At 69.8% G+C, this 23208-nt stretch carries 22 protein-coding genes; 16 read left to right on the top strand and 6 right to left on the bottom strand.

Annotated elements, in window-relative coordinates; genetic code table 11:
* Nucleotides 1–86 precede the first annotated feature (86 nt).
* Nucleotides 87–1214 (top strand): GNAT family N-acetyltransferase/peptidase C39 family protein, encoded by a 1128-nt coding sequence (locus tag AB7F93_RS07095; RefSeq protein ID WP_428302193.1) that lies wholly within the window; start codon nucleotides 87–89, stop codon nucleotides 1212–1214.
* A gap of 7 nt (nucleotides 1215–1221) precedes the next feature.
* Entirely contained in the window at nucleotides 1222–2700 is a 1479-nt protein-coding gene (locus AB7F93_RS07090; RefSeq protein WP_428302192.1) for a RimK family protein, read from the top strand.
* Nucleotides 2701–2718: 18 nt separating this feature from the next.
* On the opposite strand, the gene AB7F93_RS07085 is transcribed toward AB7F93_RS07090, so the two are convergent.
* From AB7F93_RS07085 to AB7F93_RS07065, 5 genes are all read right to left on the bottom strand, one after another.
* Complete coding sequence (locus AB7F93_RS07085; protein WP_428302191.1) at nucleotides 2719–3543, bottom strand: hypothetical protein; 825 nt, start codon at nucleotides 3541–3543, stop codon at nucleotides 2719–2721.
* Nucleotides 3544–3685: 142 nt separating this feature from the next.
* Nucleotides 3686–4462 carry an SDR family oxidoreductase gene (locus tag AB7F93_RS07080; RefSeq protein ID WP_428302190.1) on the bottom strand — a complete coding sequence of 259 codons (777 nt, stop codon included), beginning with the start codon at nucleotides 4460–4462 and terminating at the stop codon, nucleotides 3686–3688.
* Nucleotides 4463–4648: 186 nt separating this feature from the next.
* On the bottom strand, nucleotides 4649–5353 hold the full coding sequence (locus AB7F93_RS07075; RefSeq protein WP_428302189.1) for a DsbA family oxidoreductase: 705 nt from the start codon (nucleotides 5351–5353) through the stop codon (nucleotides 4649–4651).
* Nucleotides 5354–5465: 112 nt separating this feature from the next.
* Entirely contained in the window at nucleotides 5466–6353 is an 888-nt protein-coding gene (gene ispA, locus AB7F93_RS07070) for a (2E,6E)-farnesyl diphosphate synthase (RefSeq protein WP_428302188.1), read from the bottom strand.
* A 10-nt stretch (nucleotides 6354–6363) separates the two neighbouring features.
* Nucleotides 6364–6639, bottom strand: coding sequence for an exodeoxyribonuclease VII small subunit (locus AB7F93_RS07065; protein ID WP_428302187.1), 276 nt, complete (start codon nucleotides 6637–6639; stop codon nucleotides 6364–6366).
* Between the two features lie 77 nt (nucleotides 6640–6716).
* Between AB7F93_RS07065 and parE the strand changes: the two genes are divergently transcribed.
* Nucleotides 6717–8597 carry a DNA topoisomerase IV subunit B gene (gene parE / locus AB7F93_RS07060; RefSeq protein WP_428302186.1) on the top strand — a complete coding sequence of 627 codons (1881 nt, stop codon included), beginning with the start codon at nucleotides 6717–6719 and terminating at the stop codon, nucleotides 8595–8597.
* 75 nt (nucleotides 8598–8672) lie between these two features.
* On the opposite strand, the gene AB7F93_RS07055 is transcribed toward parE, so the two are convergent.
* Nucleotides 8673–9503: a hypothetical protein gene (locus AB7F93_RS07055; RefSeq protein WP_428302185.1), complete on the bottom strand. Its 831-nt coding sequence runs from the start codon at nucleotides 9501–9503 to the stop codon at nucleotides 8673–8675.
* Between the two features lie 216 nt (nucleotides 9504–9719).
* Between AB7F93_RS07055 and AB7F93_RS07050 the strand changes: the two genes are divergently transcribed.
* From AB7F93_RS07050 to AB7F93_RS06990, 13 genes are all read left to right on the top strand, one after another.
* Nucleotides 9720–11063, top strand: coding sequence for a Rieske 2Fe-2S domain-containing protein (locus AB7F93_RS07050; protein WP_428302184.1), 1344 nt, complete (start codon nucleotides 9720–9722; stop codon nucleotides 11061–11063).
* Between the two features lie 26 nt (nucleotides 11064–11089).
* Entirely contained in the window at nucleotides 11090–11581 is a 492-nt protein-coding gene (locus AB7F93_RS07045; RefSeq protein ID WP_428302183.1) for an aromatic-ring-hydroxylating dioxygenase subunit beta, read from the top strand.
* A gap of 148 nt (nucleotides 11582–11729) precedes the next feature.
* The gene (rimO, locus tag AB7F93_RS07040) at nucleotides 11730–13061 is read left to right on the top strand and encodes a 30S ribosomal protein S12 methylthiotransferase RimO (RefSeq protein ID WP_428302182.1); all 1332 of its coding nucleotides are present in this window, start codon (nucleotides 11730–11732) and stop codon (nucleotides 13059–13061) included.
* A 69-nt stretch (nucleotides 13062–13130) separates the two neighbouring features.
* Nucleotides 13131–13763 (top strand): peptide-methionine (S)-S-oxide reductase MsrA, encoded by a 633-nt coding sequence (gene msrA, locus AB7F93_RS07035; protein WP_428302181.1) that lies wholly within the window; start codon nucleotides 13131–13133, stop codon nucleotides 13761–13763.
* 24 nt (nucleotides 13764–13787) lie between these two features.
* Nucleotides 13788–15698, top strand: coding sequence for a potassium transporter Kup (locus tag AB7F93_RS07030; RefSeq protein ID WP_428302180.1), 1911 nt, complete (start codon nucleotides 13788–13790; stop codon nucleotides 15696–15698).
* 60 nt (nucleotides 15699–15758) lie between these two features.
* Nucleotides 15759–17057, top strand: a complete 1299-nt coding sequence (gshA, locus tag AB7F93_RS07025) for a glutamate--cysteine ligase (RefSeq protein ID WP_428302179.1) — start codon at nucleotides 15759–15761, stop codon at nucleotides 17055–17057.
* A complete protein-coding gene (gshB, locus tag AB7F93_RS07020) occupies nucleotides 17050–18006 on the top strand; it encodes a glutathione synthase (RefSeq protein ID WP_428302178.1) in 957 nt (318 codons plus the stop codon). Before gshA ends, gshB begins: the two co-directional genes overlap by 8 nt.
* Before the next feature lie 13 nt (nucleotides 18007–18019).
* The gene (locus AB7F93_RS07015; protein ID WP_428302177.1) at nucleotides 18020–18895 is read left to right on the top strand and encodes an energy transducer TonB; all 876 of its coding nucleotides are present in this window, start codon (nucleotides 18020–18022) and stop codon (nucleotides 18893–18895) included.
* A gap of 129 nt (nucleotides 18896–19024) precedes the next feature.
* Nucleotides 19025–19588 carry a YqgE/AlgH family protein gene (locus AB7F93_RS07010; protein WP_428302176.1) on the top strand — a complete coding sequence of 188 codons (564 nt, stop codon included), beginning with the start codon at nucleotides 19025–19027 and terminating at the stop codon, nucleotides 19586–19588.
* Nucleotides 19585–20001: a Holliday junction resolvase RuvX gene (gene ruvX / locus AB7F93_RS07005; RefSeq protein ID WP_428302175.1), complete on the top strand. Its 417-nt coding sequence runs from the start codon at nucleotides 19585–19587 to the stop codon at nucleotides 19999–20001. Before AB7F93_RS07010 ends, ruvX begins: the two co-directional genes overlap by 4 nt.
* Nucleotides 19982–20989 (top strand): aspartate carbamoyltransferase catalytic subunit, encoded by a 1008-nt coding sequence (locus tag AB7F93_RS07000; protein WP_428302174.1) that lies wholly within the window; start codon nucleotides 19982–19984, stop codon nucleotides 20987–20989. Before ruvX ends, AB7F93_RS07000 begins: the two co-directional genes overlap by 20 nt.
* A complete protein-coding gene (locus AB7F93_RS06995; protein WP_428302173.1) occupies nucleotides 20982–22265 on the top strand; it encodes an amidohydrolase family protein in 1284 nt (427 codons plus the stop codon). Before AB7F93_RS07000 ends, AB7F93_RS06995 begins: the two co-directional genes overlap by 8 nt.
* On the top strand, nucleotides 22255–23151 hold the full coding sequence (locus AB7F93_RS06990) for a dihydroorotate dehydrogenase electron transfer subunit (protein ID WP_428302172.1): 897 nt from the start codon (nucleotides 22255–22257) through the stop codon (nucleotides 23149–23151). The genes AB7F93_RS06995 and AB7F93_RS06990 overlap by 11 nt, the downstream gene beginning before the upstream one ends.
* Nucleotides 23152–23208: the final 57 nt, after the last annotated feature.

Here is a 23208-nt window from a genome sequence, read left to right as displayed (position 1 = left end):
CCACAGCGCCGTGGCGGTTATCGCCGGTGCCTGCCGGGCGGCGCCGTACAATGCCCCTCATCCCATCCGCGCCCGTGCGCCCGCCGATGATCCGACCCGCCACGCTCGACGATCTGGACGCGCTGGTCGCCATCGAGGAGCGCTGTTTCGACACCGACCGCCTGAGCCGGCGCAGCTTTCGCCATTTGCTCACGCGCGGCCGTGCGCTGACGCTGGTCATCGAGCACGGGGGCGGCGTGGGCGGCTACGGCATGGTGTTGTTCCACGAGGGCACGTCGCTCGGGCGGTTGTACTCGTTTGCGGTCGATCCGGCCTGCCGCGGGCACCGCTACGGGCAGCGCCTGCTCGACGCCTGCGAGCAGGCGGCCCTCGATCGCGACTGCGTGACGCTGCGTCTGGAAGTGCGGCCCGACAACGCGGCGGCGATTCGGCTGTACGAACGCCACGGCTACCGCCGCTTCGGCGTGCACGAGGATTACTACGAGGACCACGCCGAGGCGCTGCGCTACGAGAAGGAGCTCGCGCCGCACCTGAAGCCGGACCGCGTGCCGGTGCCGTTTTACCGGCAGACGCTCGATTTCACCTGCGGTCCGGCGGCGCTGATGATGGCCATGAAGGCGCTCGACCCGCGCCTGCAACTGAACCGCAAGCTCGAACTGCGCCTGTGGCGCGAATCGACCACCGTGTTCATGACCTCCGGCCACGGTGGCTGCGGGCCGTACGGCCTGGCGCTGGCCGCCTGGCAGCGCGGTTTCGACGTGGAGGTGTTCGTCAACGACGAGGGCGCGCTGTTCGTCGACTCCGTGCGCAGCCCGGACAAGAAGGTGGTGATCCGGCTGGTGCAGGAAGACTTTCTCGACCAACTGCGCGCGCTGCCGGTACCGCTGCGCCGCGGCAGGGCCAGCCTGGACCGCCTGCAGGCGGCGTTCGTCGCCGGTGGCATTCCCATCGTGCTGATCAGCTCGTACCGCATCTACCGCGAGAAATTTCCGCACTGGGTGGTGGTCACAGGCTTCGACGAGCGCTACGTGTACGTGCACGACCCGTTCGTCGACGAAGACGCGGGCAAGACGCGCACCGACTGCATCAACATGCCCATCCTGAAGAAGGACTTCCTGCGTATGGCCCGCTACGGCAAGGCCGGCCAGCGGGCGGCGCTGGTGCTGCGTAACCGCACCGAAGTCGCCCGCCTGCCGGCGGTGGCCGCCTCCTGAGGACCTGATGTCGATTCATCTGATCGTGGTCGAGAACCGGCGCGACTGGCCGGCGCATTTCCCCCCCGCCATGGTGGTCACCGTGCAGGACTACCTGGCGACGCCCGAGTACCAGAAGCTGCGCGACGTGCGCGTGCTGAACCTGTGCCGCGGCTACCGGTATCTGAGTCTCGGCTACTACTGCTCGCTGCTGGCAGAGGCGCGCCGGCACCGCGTGATCCCGGCCATGCGCGCCATCACGGATCTGTCGGCCAAGGCCATCTACAGCCTGGGCGCGGAGGATCTGGACGCCCAGGTGCACCGCTCGTTGTCGCGGCGCATCGCGCGCGAGGCCGGCCGCAGCGAGTTCGAGATGGACATCTACTTCGGCCGCTGCGCGGACGAGGCGTTGCAGGATCTGGCCGAGGAAATCTTCGACCTGTTCCCGTGCCCGCTGCTGCGGGTCGAGTTCGAGCACGACAGCAAGTGGCGCATCAGCGCCATCCGGCCGCTGTCGCTGGGCGCGCTGCCGGCGGATGCGCAGGCGCTGTTCGTCGGCGCGTTCGAGAGCTACGTCAGCAAGCGCTGGCGCTCGCCCAAGGTGCGCGAGTCGGCCCGCTACGACATCGCCATCCTGCACGACCCGGCCGAGAAGCTGCCGCCGACCAGCGCGCGCGGCCTGCAGCGGTTCATCCGGGCGGGCAAGAAGCTGGATCTGTCGATCGACCTCATCACGCGCCAGGACTACGGGCGTCTGGCGGAATACGACGGGCTGTTCATCCGCGAGACCACCGCCATCGACCATCACACCTACCGCTTCGCCAAGCGCGCGCAGGCCGAGGGCATGGCGGTGATCGACGACCCGGACTCGATCGTCAAGTGCACCAACAAGGTCTACCTGCACGAGTTGCTCAGCGCCAACCGCGTGCCGGTGCCGCGCACGCGCGTGCTGCAGAAGGGCCAGCTCGAAAACCTGCCGGTGGACGCGGTCACCTACCCGGCGGTGGTGAAGATCCCGGACGGCTCGTTCTCGCGCGGCGTGCACAAGGCCGACAACCGCGAGCAGTTCGAGCACTACGCGCGCGCGCTGTTGCGCGAGTCGGACCTGATCCTGGTGCAGGAATTCGTGCCGACCGAGTTCGACTGGCGCATCGGCATCCTGAACCGCCAGCCGATCTTCGCCTGCCAGTACTTCATGTCCAAGCACCACTGGCAGATCGTCAAGCACGGCGACGGCGGCGATTTCACCGAGGGCGGCGCGCGCACGGTGGCCGTCGAGGAAGCGCCCGAAGCGGTGGTGAAGACCGCGCTCGCGGCCGCCAACCTGATCGGCGACGGCTTCTACGGCGTCGACATAAAGCAGTTCGGCGAGCGCGTGGTGGTCATCGAAGTGAACGACAATCCCAACGTCGACCCCGGCGTCGAGGACGCCGTGCTGGGCGACCGCCTGTACGAGTTGATACTGGAAGACCTCGCCCGACGCCTGGACGAGCGGCGGTCGCGCTGAGCGGCCGCCGGGGCGGCTTCAGCCGCGGCTGCGCCGCCGCAGGCCGAGCCCGAGCATGCCGACCAGCGCCAGGCCCGCGGTGCCCGGCACCGGCACGCTGCTGACTGGAGGGTCCAGGCGCAGGATGTCGTTCCCGCACAGCATGGTCCAGGTGAGATCGAAGGCCTGGTTCGGCCCCTGCGCGTCCCACAGCGCAGCGAACGCGCTGACCGGAATCGCCAGCTCGTAGATCCAGTGGTTACCGCCGAGGGCGCCCATGTTGGTCTGCACATCCGAGATGAAGAGGCTGCCCACGCCGGCCAGCGTGCCGCCGGTCAGCGCGACCGCGTCCGTGGACGGCCCCAGCACGCTGGGGCTGGACCACAGGCCATAAGCCCAGTTGGCGTTGGTGGTGCTGTACAGGCTGCCCTTGGCAATGGCGCCGCCGGCACGATTCTTTGTGGCAAAACCAAAATCCCACGTGCCGTCGAGGTTGAAGTCGAAGGCGAAGTCGCCGCGGCCGTAGCTGCCGCCTCCTGTACTGGTGCTCGGGTTGTGCCCGGTGACCATCGCCACGTACAGATGGCTCGCGTTCCAGGTCATGTACATGGCCTCGGCGTCGTAGGCCTGGCCGCCCCAGCCGGGGCTGAGGAAGGCACCACTGTCGCCGCTCTGGTCCTCGACCACCGACAGCACGCCGGACTGGGTCGTCGTCCAGTCGGACGACTGGCCGCTGAAGGTCAAACCCCAATCCGAGAGATTGCCGTCGACGGTGATGGCCTGACCGGCCGCGGATACGGTGAGCAGCACCGCGCCGCCGAGCGCGAGTTGAGCCTTCGAGAGCAGGGCCGTGAGTTTCGACATCGCACTTTCCCGTGTTGCGGTGGCGACGCCATGTCGCCCCAATCGCCGTATTGGCAGTGGGGCGCAGTATTCGAAACTCGGCTAGGCCGGCGTTATTGGCCGATCGGTGTCAATTCGTATTGACAGCGCATTTTTCAACGTGCTAGCGCAAGGTCAGCCCGCCGTCGGCCACGATGGCCTGCCCGGTGATCCAGCGCGCATCCGGCGAGCACAGCAGCGCGATCACGCGGGCGATGTCGTCCGCCTCGCCCACCCGCCCGGCCGGCGTGCGCCGCACCCAGTCCTCGGCCGCCGCCGCATAACCGCCGGGCTCGTGCGTGTCCGCCCACAGGCGCGCCGAGTCGGTGGCGACAAAGCCCGGCACCACGCAGTTGGCATTGATGCCGAGCGGCGCGAGTTCCGCCGCCAGGTACCGCGTCAGTGTTTCCACGGCTGCCTTCGCGGCACCCAGCAGGCCGTGCCCGGGCAGCGCACGCAGCGTGTCGAAGCCGGACACGGTGACGATGCTCGCCGCGCGGTCCCGCATCAGCGGCACGGCGGCGCGCACCAGCGTCAGCAGCGCCTGCACGCTGGTGTCGAGCGTCATGCCGATGTTGTGCGCTTGCAGCTCCAGCAGCGGCTTGAAGGCCGTGGAGGCGGCGTTCGCGACCAGCATGTCGATGCGCCCGAAGGCCGCGCCGACCTGATCCACCGCTGCCGCCACGGCCGCCTGATCGCGCAGATCCGCGCGCACCGCGACGGCCCGCACGCCGTTGGCGCGCACCGCCTCGCACACCGCCTGCGCGGCGGCTTCGTCGCGCCGAAAGTGCACCGCGATGTCCGCACCGCGCGCCGCCAGCAGCAGCGCCGTGGCACGGCCGATGCCGCGCGAGCTGCCGGTGATCAGCGCCGTCTGGCCGCTGAAAGTCTGCTCCGCCATGCCGCCTCCCGGTGCGTGCGCGTCTACAGCGCCTCGTCGTCGAAGTAATCGCTGTCGATTTTCGGGATGCGTACCGGCCGCGAGGTGACGCCGACCTCGTGGTCGATCATCGGCACCGCCCTATCCGTGTCCGCACCAGCGACGGGGGCGCCTTATCCGACGTCTCACCACTGTCGCGCGTGCGCATCACTCCGCCGCCGGCAGCCCATAGCCCAGCATGCGCCGGCGCTTGATGTCGTCGTAGAAGGTCTCGATGCCTTCCTCGCGCAGGCAGTGGCCGAGCGTGGAGCGCGGAATGCCGCCCAGCACGTGGCGGCCGTCGCCGACCAGCGCCGGGATGCGCAGGATGCCGTAGCGGGCGGCGCGCTCGATGTCCTCGGCCAGCATCTGCCGGGCGTGCTCGCCGAACACGTCGTGCTGCCAGCGCGCGCCGTCGAGGCCGATGTCTTGCGCGCACTCACGCAGCACCTCGTAGTCGGCGATGTTGCGGCACTCCGTGAGGTGCGCGCGCTGCACGCGGTCGAAGAAATCCCAGTGCGCGCGCTGGCCGCCCTGCATCTCGGCCGCCTTGGCGCCGAGCTGGTTCGGCAGCGAGTAGGGGTAGTCGAAGTCGCGCGTCATCATCAGCTCGCAGTTGATGCGCGGGTCCGGCTCGAAGGCGCGCGCGTCGGCCCAGTGCACCATCACCACGTCGCGCTTGGCCTCGCGCTTGTCGGCGTAGAGCTGGCGGTTGAACAGCATGGGCGACACGGCCAGCGGGTAGCAGCGCTGCACCATCTGCACGTCCGGGTGCGCGGCGGCGAAGGCGCGCAGGCGCTCCGACGCCTTGTAGCACCAGGCCGACAGGCAGTCGTGAAAGAACTCGATGACGATGGGGTGGCTGTCGGACATGGCGGCTCTCCTCGTTGTGCTTGTGAGCCGAGTGTCGCGCCCGGGCCGGTCGCGCTCAAGTGGCGCCGGCCATCACCCCGGCGGGCCGATGCACGCTGGGTGAGGGCCGCGGTCAGGCGCGGCGCGAGACGCTGAACGCGGCCAGTTGCGCCAAACGATCGGCACGAGCCCCAAGCGACGCGAGCGCCGCCACGGCGCGCTCGTGTTGCTGCCGGGCACGCTCGCGCGCGCCGTCGAGTCCCAGCAGCGCGGGATAGGTCGCCTTGCCGCGGGCGATGTCCGCCCCGGCGGTCTTGCCGAGCGTGGCGGTGTCGCCCTCGACGTCCAGGATGTCGTCCTGAATCTGAAAGCACAGGCCGAGTGCCTGCCCGTACTCGCCGAGCGCGACAAGCTCCGGTGCGTCCGGCGCCAACATAGCGAGCGCACCCAGGCGCACGCTCGCCACAATCAGCGCGCCGGTCTTGCCGCGGTGCACGGTTTCGAGGTCCGGCAGGGTGAGCGTTTTCCCTTCGGCGGCAAGATCGAGCGCCTGCCCGCCCGCCATGCCGCGCACGCCGCTGGCGTGGGCCAGCTCGTGCAGCATGGCGAGCCGCTGCGCGGGCGCGATGGCGTCGGCGCCCGCGAGCACTTCAAAGGCGAGCGTCTGCAGCGCATCGCCGGCCAAAATGGCGGTCGCCTCGTCGAAGGCGCGGTGGCAGGTCGGCTTGCCACGGCGCAGGTCGTCGTCGTCCATCGCCGGCAGGTCGTCGTGCGCCAGGGAATAGGCGTGGATCAGCTCCACCGCCGCGGCGGGCGCGTCGAGCAGGGCCCAATCGACACCAAGCGCCTCGCCGGTCGCGTACACTAGCGCCGCGCGCAGGCGCTTGCCACCGCCAAGCGCGGCGTAGCGCATGGCTTCGGCCAGGCGCGCGACGGGCAGGTCGGGCGGCGGCAGCAGGCGGTCGAGCACGGCTTCGCTGCGCCCGCGCACCGCGGCGAGAAAATCGTCGAGTGATTGCATTGCGGCGGCTTTATTCAGCCGGGTCGAAACCTTCAAGACGCAGCTGGCCGTTGGCCTCGACCAGTTGCTGGACTTTCAGTTCCGCGTTCTTGAGCGCGGTCTGGCAGCCGCGGGCGAGCTGCACGCCGCGCTCGAAGTCGCGCAGCGAGTGTTCGAGGCTCACGTCGCCGCGTTCGAGCTGCTCGACCAGCGCTTCGAGCTCGGCCAGCGCCGCCTCGAAATCGGGCAGGGCCGAGTCCGGCGCCGGTTCGGCGGCGGGGGCGTCGGCATTTCGCTTGCTGGCCATAGTGGCTAGCATAGCGCACCGTTCGAACCCTTCGACACGGCCCGCCCACGCCGCACTGCGGCCCGCCTTGCGCCTTCATGAACCAGACCTACGACGCCGCTTCCATCGAGGTGCTGACCGGCCTCGAACCGGTGCGCAAGCGCCCCGGCATGTACACCCAGACCGAACGCCCGAACCACCTGGCGCAGGAGGTCATCGACAACGCGGTCGACGAGGCGCTGGCCGGGCACGCGCGGCACATCGCGGTCACGCTGCACGAGGACGGCTCGCTCGCGGTGCGCGACGACGGCCGCGGCATGCCGGTGGACATCCACCCTGAAGAAGGCCTGCCGGGCGTGGAAGTGATCCTGACCCGCCTGCACGCCGGCGGAAAGTTCTCGAACAAGGCCTACCAGTTCTCGGGCGGCCTGCACGGCGTCGGCGTGTCGGTGGTGAACGCGCTGTCCACGCGCCTGACGGTGCGCGTGTGGCGCGGCGGCAGCGAATACGCGATGGAATTCGCCGACGGCGACAAGCGCAGCGAGCTGGCCGTGGTGGGCGACGCGCCACGCCGGCACACCGGCACCGAGGTGCGCTTCTGGCCCGACCCGCGCTTTTTCGACGTCGCGACCTTCCACGTCGGGCGCCTGAAACACCTGCTGCGCGCCAAGGCGGTGTTGTGCCCGGGTCTCGAAGTGAGCTTCACGGACGGCGCCGGCACCGAGACCTGGCTGTACCGGGACGGGCTTGGCGAGTACCTGACGGGCGCGCTGGGTGAGCTGCCGCGCGTGCCGGACTCGCCGTTCACGGCGAGCTTCGCCGCCGAGCACGAGGCCGCCGACTGGGCCGTCACCTGGCTGCCCGACGGCGGCGAGGCGCTCGCCGAAAGCTACGTGAACCTCATCCCGACCGCGCAGGGCGGCACGCACGTGAACGGCCTGCGCACCGGCCTCACGGAAGCCATCCGCGAGTTCTGCGAGTTCCGGAACCTGCTGCCGCGCGGGCTCAAGATCGCGCCCGAGGACGTGTGGGAGAGCGTCGCCTACGTGCTGTCGGTGAAGCTGCGCGAGCCGCAGTTCACCGGGCAGACCAAGGAGCGGCTGTCGTCGCGCGAGTGCGCGGCCTTCGTGTCCGGGCTCGCCAAGGACGCGTTCAGCCTGTACCTGAACACCCACACCGAGGTCGGCCAGCAGCTCGCGGAGCTCGTCATCAGCCGCGCCGCGCGGCGCCTGAAGGCCGCGCGGCAGGTGGTGCGAAAGCGCGTCACGCAGGGCCCGGCGCTGCCCGGCAAGCTCGCCGACTGCACGCTGCAGGACGCCGCGCGCACGGAGCTGTTTCTGGTGGAGGGCGACAGCGCCGGCGGCAGCGCCAAGCAGGCGCGCGATCGCGAATTCCAGGCCGTGATGCCGCTGCGCGGCAAGATTCTGAACACCTGGGAAGTCGACGGCGGCGAGGTGCTGGGCTCGCAGGAAGTGCACGACATCGCGGTTGCGGTGGGCGTCGATCCGGGTTCCGAGGACCTGTCCGGCCTGCGCTACGGCCGGGTGTGCATCCTCGCCGATGCCGACTCCGACGGCGCGCATATCGCGACGCTGCTGTGCGCGCTGTTCGTGCGCCACTTCCCGGCGCTGGTGGCGGCCGGCCACGTGCACGTGGCGATGCCGCCGCTGTACCGCATCGACGTCGGCCAGCACCAGTTCTACGCGCTCGACGACACCGAGCGGCAGGGCGTGCTGGACCGCATCGCCGCCGAGAAGCTGAAGGGCAAGATCAACGTGCTGCGCTTCAAGGGTCTGGGCGAGATGAACCCGCCGCAGCTGCGCGAGACCGTGATGGCGCCCGACACCCGCCGCCTGGTGCGCCTCACCGTGGACTCGGGCGACGACACCGGCGCCATGCTGGACATGCTGCTTGCCAAGAAGCGATCGCAGGACCGCCGCCGCTGGCTGGAGGAAAAGGGCGACCTCGCCGAGGTGTGAGCGCTGCCGTGCGCCCAACAAAAAAGCCCCGGCGGGTGACCCGCCGGGGCTTTTTTGTGATGCGAGCGTGCGGGCTCAGGCCGCTTCGGAGTACACGCGAATCGGCTCGATGTTGTCTTCCATCAGCTCGCGGTGAATGGCCGCGACCTCGGCGTCGCTGAGCGGGTACAGGAACTGCTCGTTGCGCTGCAGCACTTCGAGGCAGCGCATGTGCCGCAGCTCGCGGAACATGTCCTTCAGGTCCACGCCGAAGTCCGGCGAGTAGTCCTCGCAGATTTCCTTCAGCTCCTGCGGGCCGTGGCGCAGTTCGTCGATGGCGATGCCCTTTTGCACCTTGGCCGCTTCGCGGAAGAAGTCGTCCACCGGCGGCAGCTGGCTCATGGCCCAGTGCCAGCCGCCCGCGGCGCCCTCGCCGGTGGCGCTGAACACGCGCGCCACCCACGGGTGCTTGCCCTTGGCGTAGGCGCCCATGTTGGCGATGTAGTTGAAGTTGGCCGGCCAGCGCTCGCGCTGCGCCAGCATCGGCGCGTCGGGCTGCAGGCCATTCGGGCCGACATTGGCTAGCACGTAGCTGTAGATGTGGTCGACCGGGATCGGCGTGTCCTTGCCGATGGTGCGGTTCAGCAGGTTGTAGTAGCCCTGATAGTGGGCGACCTCTTCCTTGATGGTCTGGAACTTCTCGTCCATGTCGCGGCCTTCCATGCCGCCGCGGATGGCCGCCTTGGCGAGATCCGCGTGCAACAGGATGGCGCCGAATTCCTTGCCCATCTGGATGCACAGCCAGTTCATGTCGCGCTCGGGCGTGCGGTTGGCGGCGTAGGCGTCGACCACCTTTTTCACCGCCGCCGTGCCCTGTTCCAGGATGCGGATGATTTCCTGCTCGATCTGCTTGGCGCTGTAGCTCATGGCCTGTTCCCCACGGGTTGGGTGGTGCGGATGACGGACGGTGCACCGGGAGGCGCAGCTTGCCCGCCGCGGCGTTTCACGTCAACGGTCGTTCAGTAGCGCATCCGTCGACGTCGTTGACGACCGTCAAGACCCGCCGGGCGGCGCTGCCGAGAATGCGCATCCACAGCCGGCCTTGGCCGCCGGCTCCCGACACGTCACCCCGAGGGGAATTCCATGGACGCACGCAGCAGCACGGGCAACATCAATCTTGCCGGGTACCTCGACGACCGCGTCGACGCCGGCGTGGTGCGGGTGGACCGCTCGGTGTTCACGGACCCTGAAATCTTCGAGCTCGAGATGGAGCGCATCTGGGAGGGCAACTGGATTTACCTCGCCCACGAGAGCCAGATTCCGAAGCCGAACGATTTCATGACGCTGTTCATGGGGCGCCAGCCGGTGATCCTGGTGCGCAGCCCCGAGGGCGAGGTCAATGCCTTCATCAACGCCTGCGGCCACCGCGGCACCACGCTGGTGCGCGAGATGCGCGGCAACCGCCCCGACTACAGCTGCCCCTTCCACGGCTGGGTGTTCGACACCCGCGGCGACGCCAAGGTGGTGTTCAAGGAAGATGGTGCCGGCTACCCGGACTGCTTCGACAAGAAGAACTACGGCCTGACCAAAGTTGCGCGGGTCCAGAGTCACCGCGGCTTCATCTTCGGCAGCCTGAACGCGGACGTGCTGCCGCTGGAACAGCACCTCGGCCCGGCGGCCACCTGCATCGACCTGCTGGCCGACCAGAGCCCGGATGGCCTGGAAGTGCTGAAGGGCTCGTCCACCTACACCTTCAAGGGCAACTGGAAGATCCAGGCCGAGAACGGCGTGGACGGCTATCACCTGTACGCCACGCACGGCAATTACGTGATGACCACCGAGCACCGGCGCAAGCTGCGCGGCGACGCCGACCCGGTCAAGGCCATGCAGGTGGGCGGCATCGACAAGAAAAAGGGCGGCTTCTTCGATCTCGGTCACGGCCACGTGATGCTGTGGGGCGACTTCCCGAACCCGGCCGACCGCCCGAACTACAGCCAGCTCGCCGCCTACACCGAGAAGTTCGGCGCCGAGCGTGCGCACTGGATGGTGGCGCGGCTGCGTAATCTCCTGCTGTACCCGAACGTGTTCCTGATGGACCAGACCTCGTCGCAGATTCGCGTGTTCCGGCCGATTTCCGTCGACGAGACCGAGGTCACCATCTACGGCATCGCGCCCAAGGGCGAGGACCCGAAAAACCGCGCCCACCGCATCCGCCAGTGGGAGGACTTCTTCAACGCGTCCGGCATGGCGACGCCGGACGACATCATGGAGTTCACGCAAAGCCAGATCGCCTTCAAGGCCAAGGCGGCGCGCTGGAACGACGTGTCGCGGGGCCTCAAGCACGTGCACTTCAGCGAGCCGAACGCGGACGCCGCCGAGCTCGGCATCGAGGTGCAGTCCTTCGGCACCAAGCTGGAGGACGAGGGAATCATGGCCGCCCAGCATCGCTGGTGGCTGAACGTGCTCACCCACGGCCCCAAGGCCTGACGCCCCCGCAATCCGGACCCACGACCATGCAACACGAACTGCACCAGGCCTGCACCGACCTGCTCTACACCGAGGCACGCCGCCTCGACCAGCGCGACTGGGACGGCTGGCTGGACCTGTACCTGCCGGAGGCGACGTTCTGGATCCCGATGTGGGACACCGAGTACGAGCTGACCTGCGACCCGCAAAGCCAGCTGTCGCTGATGTGGTACGGCGACCGCAGCGGCCTGGAAGACCGCGTGTTCCGCATCCGCACCGGCATGTCGTCGGCGTCGGTGCCGCTGCCGCGCACCGTGCACCAGATCAGCAACATCCTGGTCGAGCCGGAGCGCAACGGCGACCTCATGGTCTATTCCAACTGCCAGACCATGAGCTACCGGCACAAGACCATCGACAACTTCTACTGCCACTACGAGCACCGCCTGCGCCCGGTGGGCGGCGGGCTGAAGATCGTGGCCAAGAAGATCATCGTGGCCAACGATCTGATCCGGGACGTGCTGGATTTCTACCGGGTGTGACAGCCATTGCCCGCCCTCGCGGGCCGTGACGACAAAGCCTCGTGGCCCGCGCCGCGGGGCTTTTTCGTTCCATCGACCTTGACAGCCTGGGTGCCTGATGCGCTGGGGTAGAATCGCCGCCCCTCGCGACCCACTCCCTCAGTTGAATATGTCCGCCAAGATCGGCTTCGTCAGCCTGGGCTGCCCCAAGGCGCTGGTGGATTCCGAGCGCATCATGACCGAGCTGCGCGGCGGTGGGTATGAGCTGTCCGGCAGCTACGACGGCGCCGATCTGGTGGTCGTGAACACCTGCGGCTTCATCGACGCCGCCAAGCAGGAATCGCTCGACGCCATCGGCGAGGCGCTGGCCGAGAACGGCCGGGTCATCGTAACGGGGTGCCTCGGCGCCCAGGCGAATGAGATTCTGGACCGCCACCCGCAGGTGCTGGCCGTGACGGGTCCGCACGCGTATGCGGACGTCGTCGCCGCCGTGCAGCAGCACCTGCCGGCACCAGCCCCGCGCGGGCACGACCCGTACGTCGACCTGCTGCCGCCGCAGGGCCTGCGGCTCACGCCGCCGCACTACGCCTACCTCAAGATTTCCGAGGGCTGTAACCACCGCTGCAGCTTCTGCATCATCCCGTCGCTGCGCGGGGATCTGGTCAGCCGGCCGATCGGCGACGTGCTCACCGAGGCCGAGGCGCTGGTCGACGCCGGCGTGCGCGAGCTGCTGGTGATTTCGCAGGACACGAGCGCCTACGGCGTGGACGTGAAGTGCCGCACGGGCTTTCACGGCGGCCGGCCGCTTCGGACCGACATCGTCACGCTGGCGCGCGAGCTTGGGCAGTTCGACGCCTGGGTACGCCTGCACTACGTCTATCCCTATCCGCACGTCGATCAGCTCATCCCGCTGATGGCAGAAGGTCTCGTGCTGCCCTACCTCGACGTGCCGTTGCAGCACGCGAGCCCCAGCATCCTGAAGGCCATGCGCCGCCCGGCGGCGGTCGAGAACACGCTCGAACGCATCCACGCCTGGCGCGCGGTGGTGCCGGAGCTCGCCATCCGCAGCACCTTCATCGTCGGCTTTCCGGGCGAGACCGAGGCCGATTTTGCGCGCCTGCTGGACTTCCTCGACGAGGCGCAGCTCGACCGCGTCGGCTGTTTTGCCTACTCGCCGGTGGCTGGCGCGGCGGCCAACGCGCTGCCGGGTGCGGTGCCGGAGGAGCTCAAGCAGGAGCGCCTCGCGCGCTTCATGGAAAGGCAGGCCGCCATCAGCGCGCAGCGCCTCCGGGACAAGATCGGCCAGACCATCGAAGTGCTGGTGGACGAGATCGGCGACGAGGGCGCCATCGCCCGCAGCACCGCCGACGCGCCGGAGATCGACGGCGTGGTGTACTTGTCCGATGCCGACGGCGTGGCGGTTGGCGACATCCTGCTGGTCGACGTCGAGGATGCCGACGAGCACGACCTGTACGCCGCGCCGTCGCTCGGCGGCGCTTGACCGTGTGAAGCCGCGCCGAACCCGGCGCCTATAATCCGCCTCCCCATCCTGCTGTCCGCGGGGTTTGTCATGCGTCTTTTCGGTAAATCGCTAGACCTGCCCACGCCGGCGCAGGCATTGCCCGGCCGCAGCACGCCCATGCCGCTCTCCGATCGGCACTTCGTGAACGGGCAACCGCTGAAGGGTCCGTTCGCGGGCAATCTGCAGCAGGCCGTGTTCGGGCTTGGCTGCTTCTGGGGCGCCGAGCGGCGCTTCTGGCAGATGGACGGCGTGGTCACCACCGCGGTCGGCTACGCCGGTGGCCACACGCCGAACCCGACCTACGAAGAGGTCTGCAGCGGCGGCACCGGCCACACGGAAGTGGTGCTGGTGGTGTTCGATCCGGCGCGGGTGAGTTACGACGCGCTGCTGCGGCAGTTCTGGGAAAGCCATGACCCGACGCAGGGCATGCGCCAGGGCAACGACATCGGCACCCAGTACCGCTCGGCCATCTACACCTTTGGCGCCGACCAGCAGGCGGCGGCGGAAGCCTCACGCGATGCCTACAACTCCGCGCTGGTCGACGCCGGCTACGGGCCGATCACGACCGAGATCTCCCCGGCCGGGCCGTTCTACTACGCCGAGGATTACCACCAGCAGTACCTCGCCAAGAATCCCCGCGGCTACTGCGGGCTCGGCGGCACCGGCGTGCGCTGTGCATGACCGATCCGCGTTGATCGCCAGCGCATGACTCATCCCCAACCCGCGACGGGCCTGCGGCGCCTCAGCCTGCTGAGCCTGGGCGCCCTCGGTGTCGTCTACGGCGACATCGGCACCAGCCCGATCTATGCCCTGCGCGAGTGCCTGGCGCACGGCGTCGACCCGACGCCTGACAACGTGCTTGGCGTGCTTTCGCTGATCTTCTGGACGCTGATGGTGCTGATCACCGTCGAGTACCAGATGTTCGTGCTGCGCGCCGACAACCGCGGCGAGGGCGGCATCCTGGCGCTGCTCGCCCTGCTGCGCCCGCAGCGCCACCGCGGCGGCGGCTGGCTGCAAAAAGCAGCCATCCTGGGCGCGGCGCTGGTGCTGTGTGACGGCGTGCTGACGCCGGCCATCTCGGTGCTGAGCGCCGTGGAGGGCCTCGAAGTGGCCGCGCCGGCGCTGGCGCCGGCCGTGCTGCCGATCACGGTCGGCATCCTGCTGGCGCTGTTTCGCATCCAGCGCGGCGGCACGGCGCGCATCGGCGTGTGGTTCGGGCCGATCACGGCGCTGTGGTTCGTGGTGATGGCGGTGCTCGGCACGGCGCAGATCGTCAAGCACCCGGGCGTGCTGGCCGCCATCAACCCGGTGTACGGCGCGACCTTCCTGATCCACGAGGGCTGGGCCGCCATCCGCATCCTGGGATCGGTGTTTCTCGTCGTGACCGGCGCCGAGGCGCTGTACGCGGATCTGGGCCATTTCGGCCGCCGGCCGATCGTGTACGCCTGGTTCGGGCTGGTGTTCCCGGCGCTGCTGCTGTGCTACTTCGGGCAGGGCGCGCTGATCCTGAATTCACCCACGCCGGTGACGCAACCGTTCTTCGAACTCGCGCCGGACTGGGCGCTGTACCCGCTGATTGCGCTCGCCACCGCGGCGACGGTGATCGCGTCCCAGGCGGTGATCTCGGGCGCCTTCTCGCTGACGCGTCAGGCCATCCAGATGGGGGTGATTCCGCGCGTCAAGGTGGTGCAGACCTCGGCCGAGACCGGCGGGCAGATCTACATCCCGGCGCTGAACACCCTGCTGATGCTGGTGACGCTGATCGTGGTGCTGGCGGCCGGCTCGTCGGGCGCGCTCGCCAACGCCTACGGCGTCGCCATCAGCACCACCATGATCATCACCACCGGCATGCTGTTCCTGGCCATGCGCTGGCGCTGGCATGTGCCGCTCGTCGGCGCGGTGCTGGTTTGCGGCCTGTTTCTGGCGGTGGACGTGTCGTTCTTCAGCGCCAACATGCTGCGCGTGCCGGCCGGTGGGTGGATGGTGCTGGCCGCCGCGGCCGTGTTGTACGGAATGATGCGGACCTGGAACTGGGGTCGCAGCAACCTGATCGGCATGCTGCGCACCGAAACCCTGCCGCTGCCGACGCTGTTCTCGCGCCTGGCGCGTGAGCGCATCGCCCGCGTGCCGGGCACGGCGGTGTTCATGACAGCGCCCAAGCTCGGCGCGCCCCCGGCCCTGCAACACCACCTGCGCCACGCCCACGCGCTGCACGAGCGGGTCATCCTGCTGACGGTCGAGAACCGCGACCTGCCGCGCGTGGCGCCGGACGAGCGCCTGGCCATCGAGCCGCTGGAGCAGGGTTTCTATCGGCTGTTCGTGCGCTACGGCTTTGCCGAGAGCCCGGATCTGCCGCACGCCATGGAGGCCGCCGCCGCTCAGGGCCTGCCGGTGGACCCCACCGACATGACCTACTTCATCGGCCGCGAGACGCTGATCGTGCCACCCGACATGCGCTGGTTCGACCGCCAGCGCGAGCGGCTGTACGTGTTCATGTTCCGAAACGCCCTGCGGGCCACGGATTTCTACCGCATTCCGCCGCGCCAGGCGGTCGAGATCGGCCTGTGGGTGGAGGCGGCCGTGCCGGTGCGGGCCCGCGACGCGGCCGGGGCCTGAGCAGACACCCTGACCGGCTATGCTTCAATACCGGGCCATTCAATCAACGCCGTGCCCGCCATGACCCAAGCCGAGCCCGTCTCGACGGTGCCGCACCTGACCACGGCCCTCACCGGCCCGTTGCTGCACCTGGAAGCACGCCTGCTGCACGCGCAGGTCGCCATCGAGGGCTGGTTCAGAGAGCAGTTCCGCGCCACGCCGGCGCCGGTGTACTGCTCGGTGGATCTGCGCAACGCCGGCTTCAAGCTGGCGCCGGTCGACACCAACCTGTTCCCGGCCGGCTTCAACAACCTCGGCGAGCGCTTCCTGCCGCTGTGCGTGCAGGCCATGCAGGTGGCGCTGGAACGCGTCTGCCCGCGCACCAGCCGCGTGCTGCTGGTGCCGGAAAGCCACACCCGCAATCTCTTTTATCTGGAAAACGTCGCCGCCCTGCGGCGCATTCTGGAAGCCGCCGGCTACGCCGTGCGCATCGGCTCTCTGCTGCCGGACCTCACCGAGCCGCAGGTGGTGGACCTGCCATCCGGCGCCAGCCTGCGTCTCGAACCCCTGCGCCGGCAGGGCAACCGGGTGGGCGTTGCCGATTTCGACCCCTGCTTCGTGCTGCTGAACAACGATCTGTCGGCCGGCCGGCCCGCCATCCTGGAGGGTATCGAGCAGGCCATCGTGCCGCCGATGGCGCTCGGCTGGGACCAGCGGCGCAAGTCCGAGCATTTCCGCCACTATCACGCGGTGGCGCGCGAGTTCGGCGCCCGCATCGATCTTGACCCGTGGCTGATCGACCCGTTCTTTCGCCAGTGCGGGCAGGTGGATTTTCTGGCCCGCGAGGGCGAGGACTGCCTCGCCGCCAACGTCGAGGTGCTGCTCGAATCGATACGCCTGAAGTACCGCGAGTACGGCATCGACCGCGAGCCGTTCGTCATCGTCAAGGCCGACGCCGGCAGCTACGGCATGGGCGTGATGACCGCCCGCAGCGTGGACGACGTGCGCGATCTGAACCGCAAGGAGCGCAAGCGCATGGCCGCCAGCAAGGACAGCCAGGCGGTGACGCAGGTCATCATGCAGGAAGGCGTGTACACCTTCGAAACCGTCGGCGAGCCGCCGGCGGTGGCCGAGCCCGTGGTGTACATGATCGACCAGCACGTGGTCGGCGGCTTCTACCGCGTGCACACCGGCCGCGGCGCGGACGAGAACCTGAACGCCCCCGGCATGCACTTCGAGCCGCTGGCGTTCGTGGAGCCCTGCAACACGCCGGACTGCGCCAAGGCGCCGGACGCCGCGCCGAACCGCTTTTATGCCTACGGCGTGGTGGCGCGACTGGCGCTGCTGGCCGCCGCCCGGGAGATGGCCGCCCATGGCTGAGCACCGCGTCGGGGTCATCATGGACCCCATAGCCCACATCAAGCCGAAGAAGGACACCACGCTCGCGCTGATGCTGGAAGCGCAGCGCCGCGGCTGCGAGCTGCACTACATGGAGCAGTCGGACCTGCTGATGCGCGACGGGCAGGTGTTCGCCAGCCGGCGTCTGATCAAGGTTTTCGACGATCCGAAGCACTGGTTCGCGTTCCAGGGCGAGGTGTTCGGCCCGCTCGCGGAACTCGACGTGGTGCTGATGCGCAAGGACCCGCCGGTCGATCAGGAGTACCTGTACACCACGTACCTGCTGGAGCGCGCCGAGCACGCGGGCCTGCTGGTGGTGAACCGCCCGGCGGCGCTGCGCGAGGTGAACGAGAAGCTCTACACGGCCTGGTTCGGCCAGTGCACGCCGCCGACGCTGGTGACCAGCTCCGACCGCCACATCCGGGCGTTTCTGGACGAGCACGGCGACATCATCGTGAAGCCGCTCGACATGATGGGCGGCGCGTCGGTGTTCCGCCTGCGCGACGCCGACCCGAACATCGGCGTCATCATCGAGACCATGACCCGGCACGAGGCGCGGCCGATCATGGCGCAGCGCTACATCCCGGACATCGTGCACGGCGACAAGCGCATCCTGATGGTGGACGGCGAGCCCGTGTCGCACGCCCTGGCGCGCATCCCGAAAGCCGGCGAAACGCGCGGCAACCTCGCCGCCGGCGGCCGCGGCGAGGGCCGCGAGCTTACCGACCGCGACCGCTGGATCGCCGGGGAGGTCGGCCCCATGCTGCGCGAGAAGGGCCTGCTGTTCGTCGGGCTCGACGTGATCGGCGAGTATCTGACCGAGATCAACGTCACGAGCCCCACCTGCGCGCGCGAGCTGGACGCGCTCTACGGCCTCAACATCGCGGGGCAGGTGTTCGACGCCATCGAAAGGCGGCTTGACGCCCGCTGAGGCGACCCGCGGCATGAGCATCGCGCTGCCCGCCCCGCCCGCGCCGGTCGGCCAGCGTCTCACGCTGACCGTGCTGTATGCGCTCGCGGTGCACCTGGTGCTGGCGCTCGGCCTGCACATCGCGCCGCCCAGGCCGCCCGCCCCGCCGGCCGCATCCCGGCTCGAAATCACGCTCGTGCAGCGGCCACCGGCCGCCAAGCGTCCCAAACAGGCCGATTACCTCGCCGAGGTCAGCCACGACGGCGGCGGCAACCAGCCCAAGCCAAGCCTGCCGACCAGCGTTGCGCCCGGCAAGCCGGCGCCGGCGGCGCTCGCGCCGTCAGCCGAACCCAAGCCGGCGGTGGCGCCGCCGGCGCCGCGCGAGCGCCAGTTGCTGACCGCAGCCAAGCCAAGCAAGGCGCACGTCGCGAGCGCCCCGCACCCCGAACCCGTGCAACAAACGCCGAGCGCCGCGCAGCTGCGCAGCGGCGTGCGCGACTACGCGCAGCTGGTGGCCAAGCTCGACGCCCAGCAGCGCGCCTACGCCAAAATTCCACGCGAGAAGGTGATCACCGCCCGCACGCGCGAGTACAAGTACGCCGCCTACATGGAAGCCTGGCGGCGCAAGGTGGAAGCGGTCGGCAAGCTCAACTACCCGGTCGCAGCGCGCGACCAGGGCCTGTCCGGCAGCCTGCTGTTGACGGTGCGCATCGCGCCCGACGGTGCGCTCATCGACGCCACGGTGCGGCGCAGCTCCGGCCACGCGGTGCTGGACCGGGCCGCGCAGGACATCGTGCGCTGGGCGGCGCCGTACGCGCCGTTTCCGCCGGACATCCGCGCCGAGGCCGACCGGCTCGTGATCACCCGCACCTGGCAGTTTCTGGACGGGCGCGCGCTGGCGGGCGACTGAGCGCTGGTGACTCTTTCAAGCGCTCGGGCCGGCCAGGGATGGCCGGACGCGGATCAAGCCAGCGAGGGCTTCATTTGCGCCAACTCCGAGCGGATCGGCGGCGACGGACCCCGCTGCTAGAATGCCGGCATGGCCGAACCCCTGGACCTGAGCCACCATTTGCTGATCGCCATGCCGACGCTGGCGGACGACAATTTTCGCCAGACGGTCACGTACGTGTGCGAGCACGGCGAGCAGGGCGCGCTGGGGGTGATCGTGAACCGCCCGCTGACGGTGACGCTTGGCGAACTGCTCGTGCAGGTGGGCCTCAGGCCCGCCACCGACGCCATCGCCGGCCAGCCGGTGTATGGCGGTGGCCCGGTGCAGACCAACGCCTGCCTCATCCTGCACCGCCCGCTCGGGCGCTGGGATTCCACCTTGCCCGTGACGGACGAAATCGGTCTTACCGGCTCCATGGACCTGCTGACGCAGATCGCCCGCGGCGACGGGCCGGCCGATTTTCTGGTGTGTCTCGGCTATGCCGGCTGGGGCGCCGGACAGCTCGAACGCGAACTCGCCGACAACGCCTGGCTGACCGGCCCCGGGTGCATCGATGTGCTGTTCGACCTGCCGGCGGATCAGCGCTGGCGCGCCGCCGCCGCGTCCATCGGCGTCGATCTTGCCCTGCTGTCGAGTCGCGCGGGCCACGCGTGAGCGGTCTGGTGCTCGGCTTCGACTACGGCCAGAAACGCGTTGGCGTCGCGAGCGGCCAGCGGCTCACCGGCACCGCGACGCCGCTCGCCACCGTGCCGAATCCGCAGCTCGACGGCTGGGCGCAGATCGACGCCGTGCTCGCTGAATGGCGGCCGGCGCAGATCGTGGTCGGGCTGCCGCTCGCGGCCGATGGCAGCGATACCACGGTGAGTTCCGCCGCGCGGCGCTTTGCTGCCGCCCTTGGCGAGCGCTGTGGCCTGCCGGTGGCGCTGATCGACGAGCGCCTGTCATCGCATGAGGCCGAGGCGCGCCTGCTCGCCGACGGCCGACGGCACAACGCCGTGCGCCGCACGCGTGACGCCGTCGCAGCCGCCGTGATCGTGGAGACCTGGCTTGCCGAACAGCCGCACTGATTCACTCGCCGGCCTCGCCGAGCGCCTCGGCGCCATCCAGTACGACGCCGACGGCCGTTTGCAGCACCTGCTGACGCTGGAGGGCCTGCGCCGCGACACGCTGGAGGAGCTGTTCGCGCTGGCCGACTCGCTGGTCGAGGTCGGCGCGCGCAGCGTCAAGAACGTGCCCCTGCTGCACGGCAAGACCGTCGTGCTGCTGTTCTTCGAAGCCTCGACGCGGACCCGCACCACCTTTGAGATCGCCGCCAAGCGGCTGTCGGCGGACGTGGTGACGCTGGATGTGCCGGCCTCGTCGGCGTCCAAGGGCGAGAGCCTGCTCGATACCATCGCCAACCTGCAGGCCATGCGCACCGATGCCTTCGTGATGCGCCATGCGGATAGCGGCGCGGCGCATCTGGTGGCCGCGCACGTGGCGCCGCAGGTGGCGGTGGTGAACGCCGGGGACGGTTGCCACGCGCACCCGACGCAGGCGCTGCTGGACCTGTACACCATCCGCCAGCAGCGCGGCGGCTTCGATGGGCTCAAGGTGGCCATCGTCGGCGACGTGCTGCACTCGCGCGTGGCGCGCTCGCAGCTGGTGGGCCTTCGCATGCTCGGCGTGACGGACATTCGTCTGGTCGGGCCGGCCACGCTGGTGCCGCAGCGGCTCGCCGAACTCGGCGCGCGCGTTTGCCACGACCCGCGCGACGGCCTCGACGGCGTGGACGTGGTGATGATGCTGCGCCTGCAGCGCGAGCGCATGGCGGGCGGCTTCGTGCCGTCGGACCGTGAGTACTTCGAGCTGTACGGCCTCACCGAAAAGGCACTCGCCGCGGCGCACCCGGACGCGCTCGTCATGCACCCTGGGCCGATCAACCGCGGCGTCGAGATCGCGTCCTCCGTGGCGGACGGCGGGCGCTCGCTGATCCTGCCGCAGGTGACCAACGGCATCGTCATCCGCATGGCGGTGCTGGCGCAGACGGTCGGCCGGGAGGCGGCGAATGCCTGAGAACAATCGCCTGACGCTGCGCGGCGGGCGGGTCATCGACCCCGCCGGCGGCGTCGATGCCGTGCTCGACGTGCACGTCGATGGCGGTCGCATCATCGGCCTTGGTGCCGCGCCGGACGGCTCGGCCGGCGAGGTCGTCGACGTGCGCGGCGCCTGGGTGGTGCCGGGCCTGGTGGACCTCGCGGGCCAGGTCGGCAGCCCGGACGCGCTGTCGCGGCGCGAGCTGCTGGCCGCCGCGGCGGGCGGCATCACGCAGCTTGCGGTGCCGCCGCGGGCGGACAGCGGTCTCGACAACCCGGCCGTGGTCGGGCGTCTTCGCGACGGTGCGGCGGCGCTGGGTCTGGTGCGCGTGGCGCCGATTGGCGCGCTCACCGCAGGCCTTGCCGGCGAGCAGCTTGCCGAGCTTGGGCTGCTGCGACGCGCCGGTTGTCGGCTGGTCGGTCAGGGCGGGCGGGCGATCGGCGCCCGCGTGCTGCGCCGGGCGTTCGAGTACGCCAGCGGGCACGACCTCACCGTGGTCGTCGACGCCGAGGACGCCGAACTCGCCGCCGGTGGCTGCGTGCACGAGGGCGCGGTCGGCGCGCAGCTCGGACTCACCGGCATCCCGGTGGCGGCCGAGGTGGCCGCGCTGTCGCAGGCGCTGGCGCTCGCCACCAGCAGCGACACGCGCATCCACGTGCACGGCGTGTCGAGCGCGGCGGGCGTCGCGCTGCTGCGCGCGGCCAAGGCCGCCGGCCTGTCGGTGACGGCCGCGACGCCGATCTGGAATCTGCACTACACCGACCTCGACATCGGCGCCTACGACCCGGCGTTTCACCTGCGCCCGCCGCTGCGCGAGCCGGGCGATCGCGCCGCGCTGCGCGAGGCGCTGGCGGACGGCACGCTCGACGCCGTCTGCTCCGACCACCGCCCGTACGACGGTGAGGCCAAGCACCAGCCGTTCGCGCGCTGCGCGGCCGGCGTGGCGGGTTTCGAGGCGCTGCTGCCGCTGCTGCTCGAACTTGTCTCGGGGGGCGTGCCGCTGGCGCGCGCCATCGCGGCGGTCACCAGCGGCCCGGCGGCGGTGTTAGGCGGCGGCGGGCGGATTGCGGTTGGGGCGCTCGCGGATCTGTGCGTGTTGCAGCCGGATCGCGACTGGATCGTCGGCAATGACACCTGGCACAGTGCCGGTGCCTGCACGCCGGTGTGGGGACGGGCGCTGCGCGGGCGCGTGACGCGCACGCTGCTGGGCGGACGCACGGTGTATCGACTTGAGGAAACAGCGCATGGCCGCTGAAGCCGGCGAGCCCGGCAGCATCCTGGTCGAGGAGGCGCGACTGCTCGCCAACGACGCGCTGCCCGGCGGCCACTATCTCTTGCGCCTGGCGGCGCCCGGCATCGCTGCACGCGCCGAGCCGGGACAGTTTGTGCACCTGCGCTGCGGGCCGGAACTGCCGTTGCGGCGACCGCTGTCGATCTTGCGCGCGTCGGCGCGCGACGGCGCCGTTGAGCTGCTCTACAAGGCGGTCGGCGCCGGCACGCGGCTGCTCACGACACGCCACGCGGGCGAGACCTTAAGCGTCATCGGTCCCATTGGGCAGCCATTCGATCTTGATGCCGCGCGCCCGCGCGTGATTGCCATCGGCGGCGGCGTCGGCATGCCGCCGATGCTGTTCCTCGCCGAGCGCCTGCGCGGCACGGCGTTCCGGCCGCTGCTGCTGCTGGGCTCGGAAGTGGCGTTTCCGTTCCAGCCCAGGCCATCCACGCTCATGCTGGAGGGCATGCCGGCGGCGGTGATCGCCGCGCTGCCGCTTGCGGAAGACTGGGGCGTGCCGAGCCGGCTGGCCTCGGGGCAGGGCTTTCCCGGCTGCTTCGAGGGGCATGTCACCCAACTGGCAGACGCCTACCTCGCGACGCTCGATGCCGCAGCACTCAGCCAGACGCAAATCGCCGCCTGCGGCCCGACGCCCATGCTGCGCGCGGCGGCGGCGGTGGCCGCCCGTCACGGCTTGCCGGCGCAGTTGTGCCTGGAAGAGCATATGGCCTGCGGTGTCGGCGGCTGCGCCGGCTGCGTGGTGCCGCTCGCGACCCCGGCCGGGCCGGCGATGGCGCGCGTGTGCGTGGACGGGCCGGTGTTCGAGGCGCGGGCGGTGTACCCGGAGCTTTTCGCTGCTGCAGGCTGACGCGCCGCGCGTATCGACCGGCGTCCCCGCCGGCCATTGAATCAGACGACTCGACAC

The sequence above is a fragment of the Immundisolibacter sp. genome (genome assembly GCF_050250495.1).
GTDB lineage: Bacteria > Pseudomonadota > Gammaproteobacteria > Immundisolibacterales > Immundisolibacteraceae > Immundisolibacter.
This window is presented reverse-complemented; position numbering and strand designations above follow the sequence as displayed.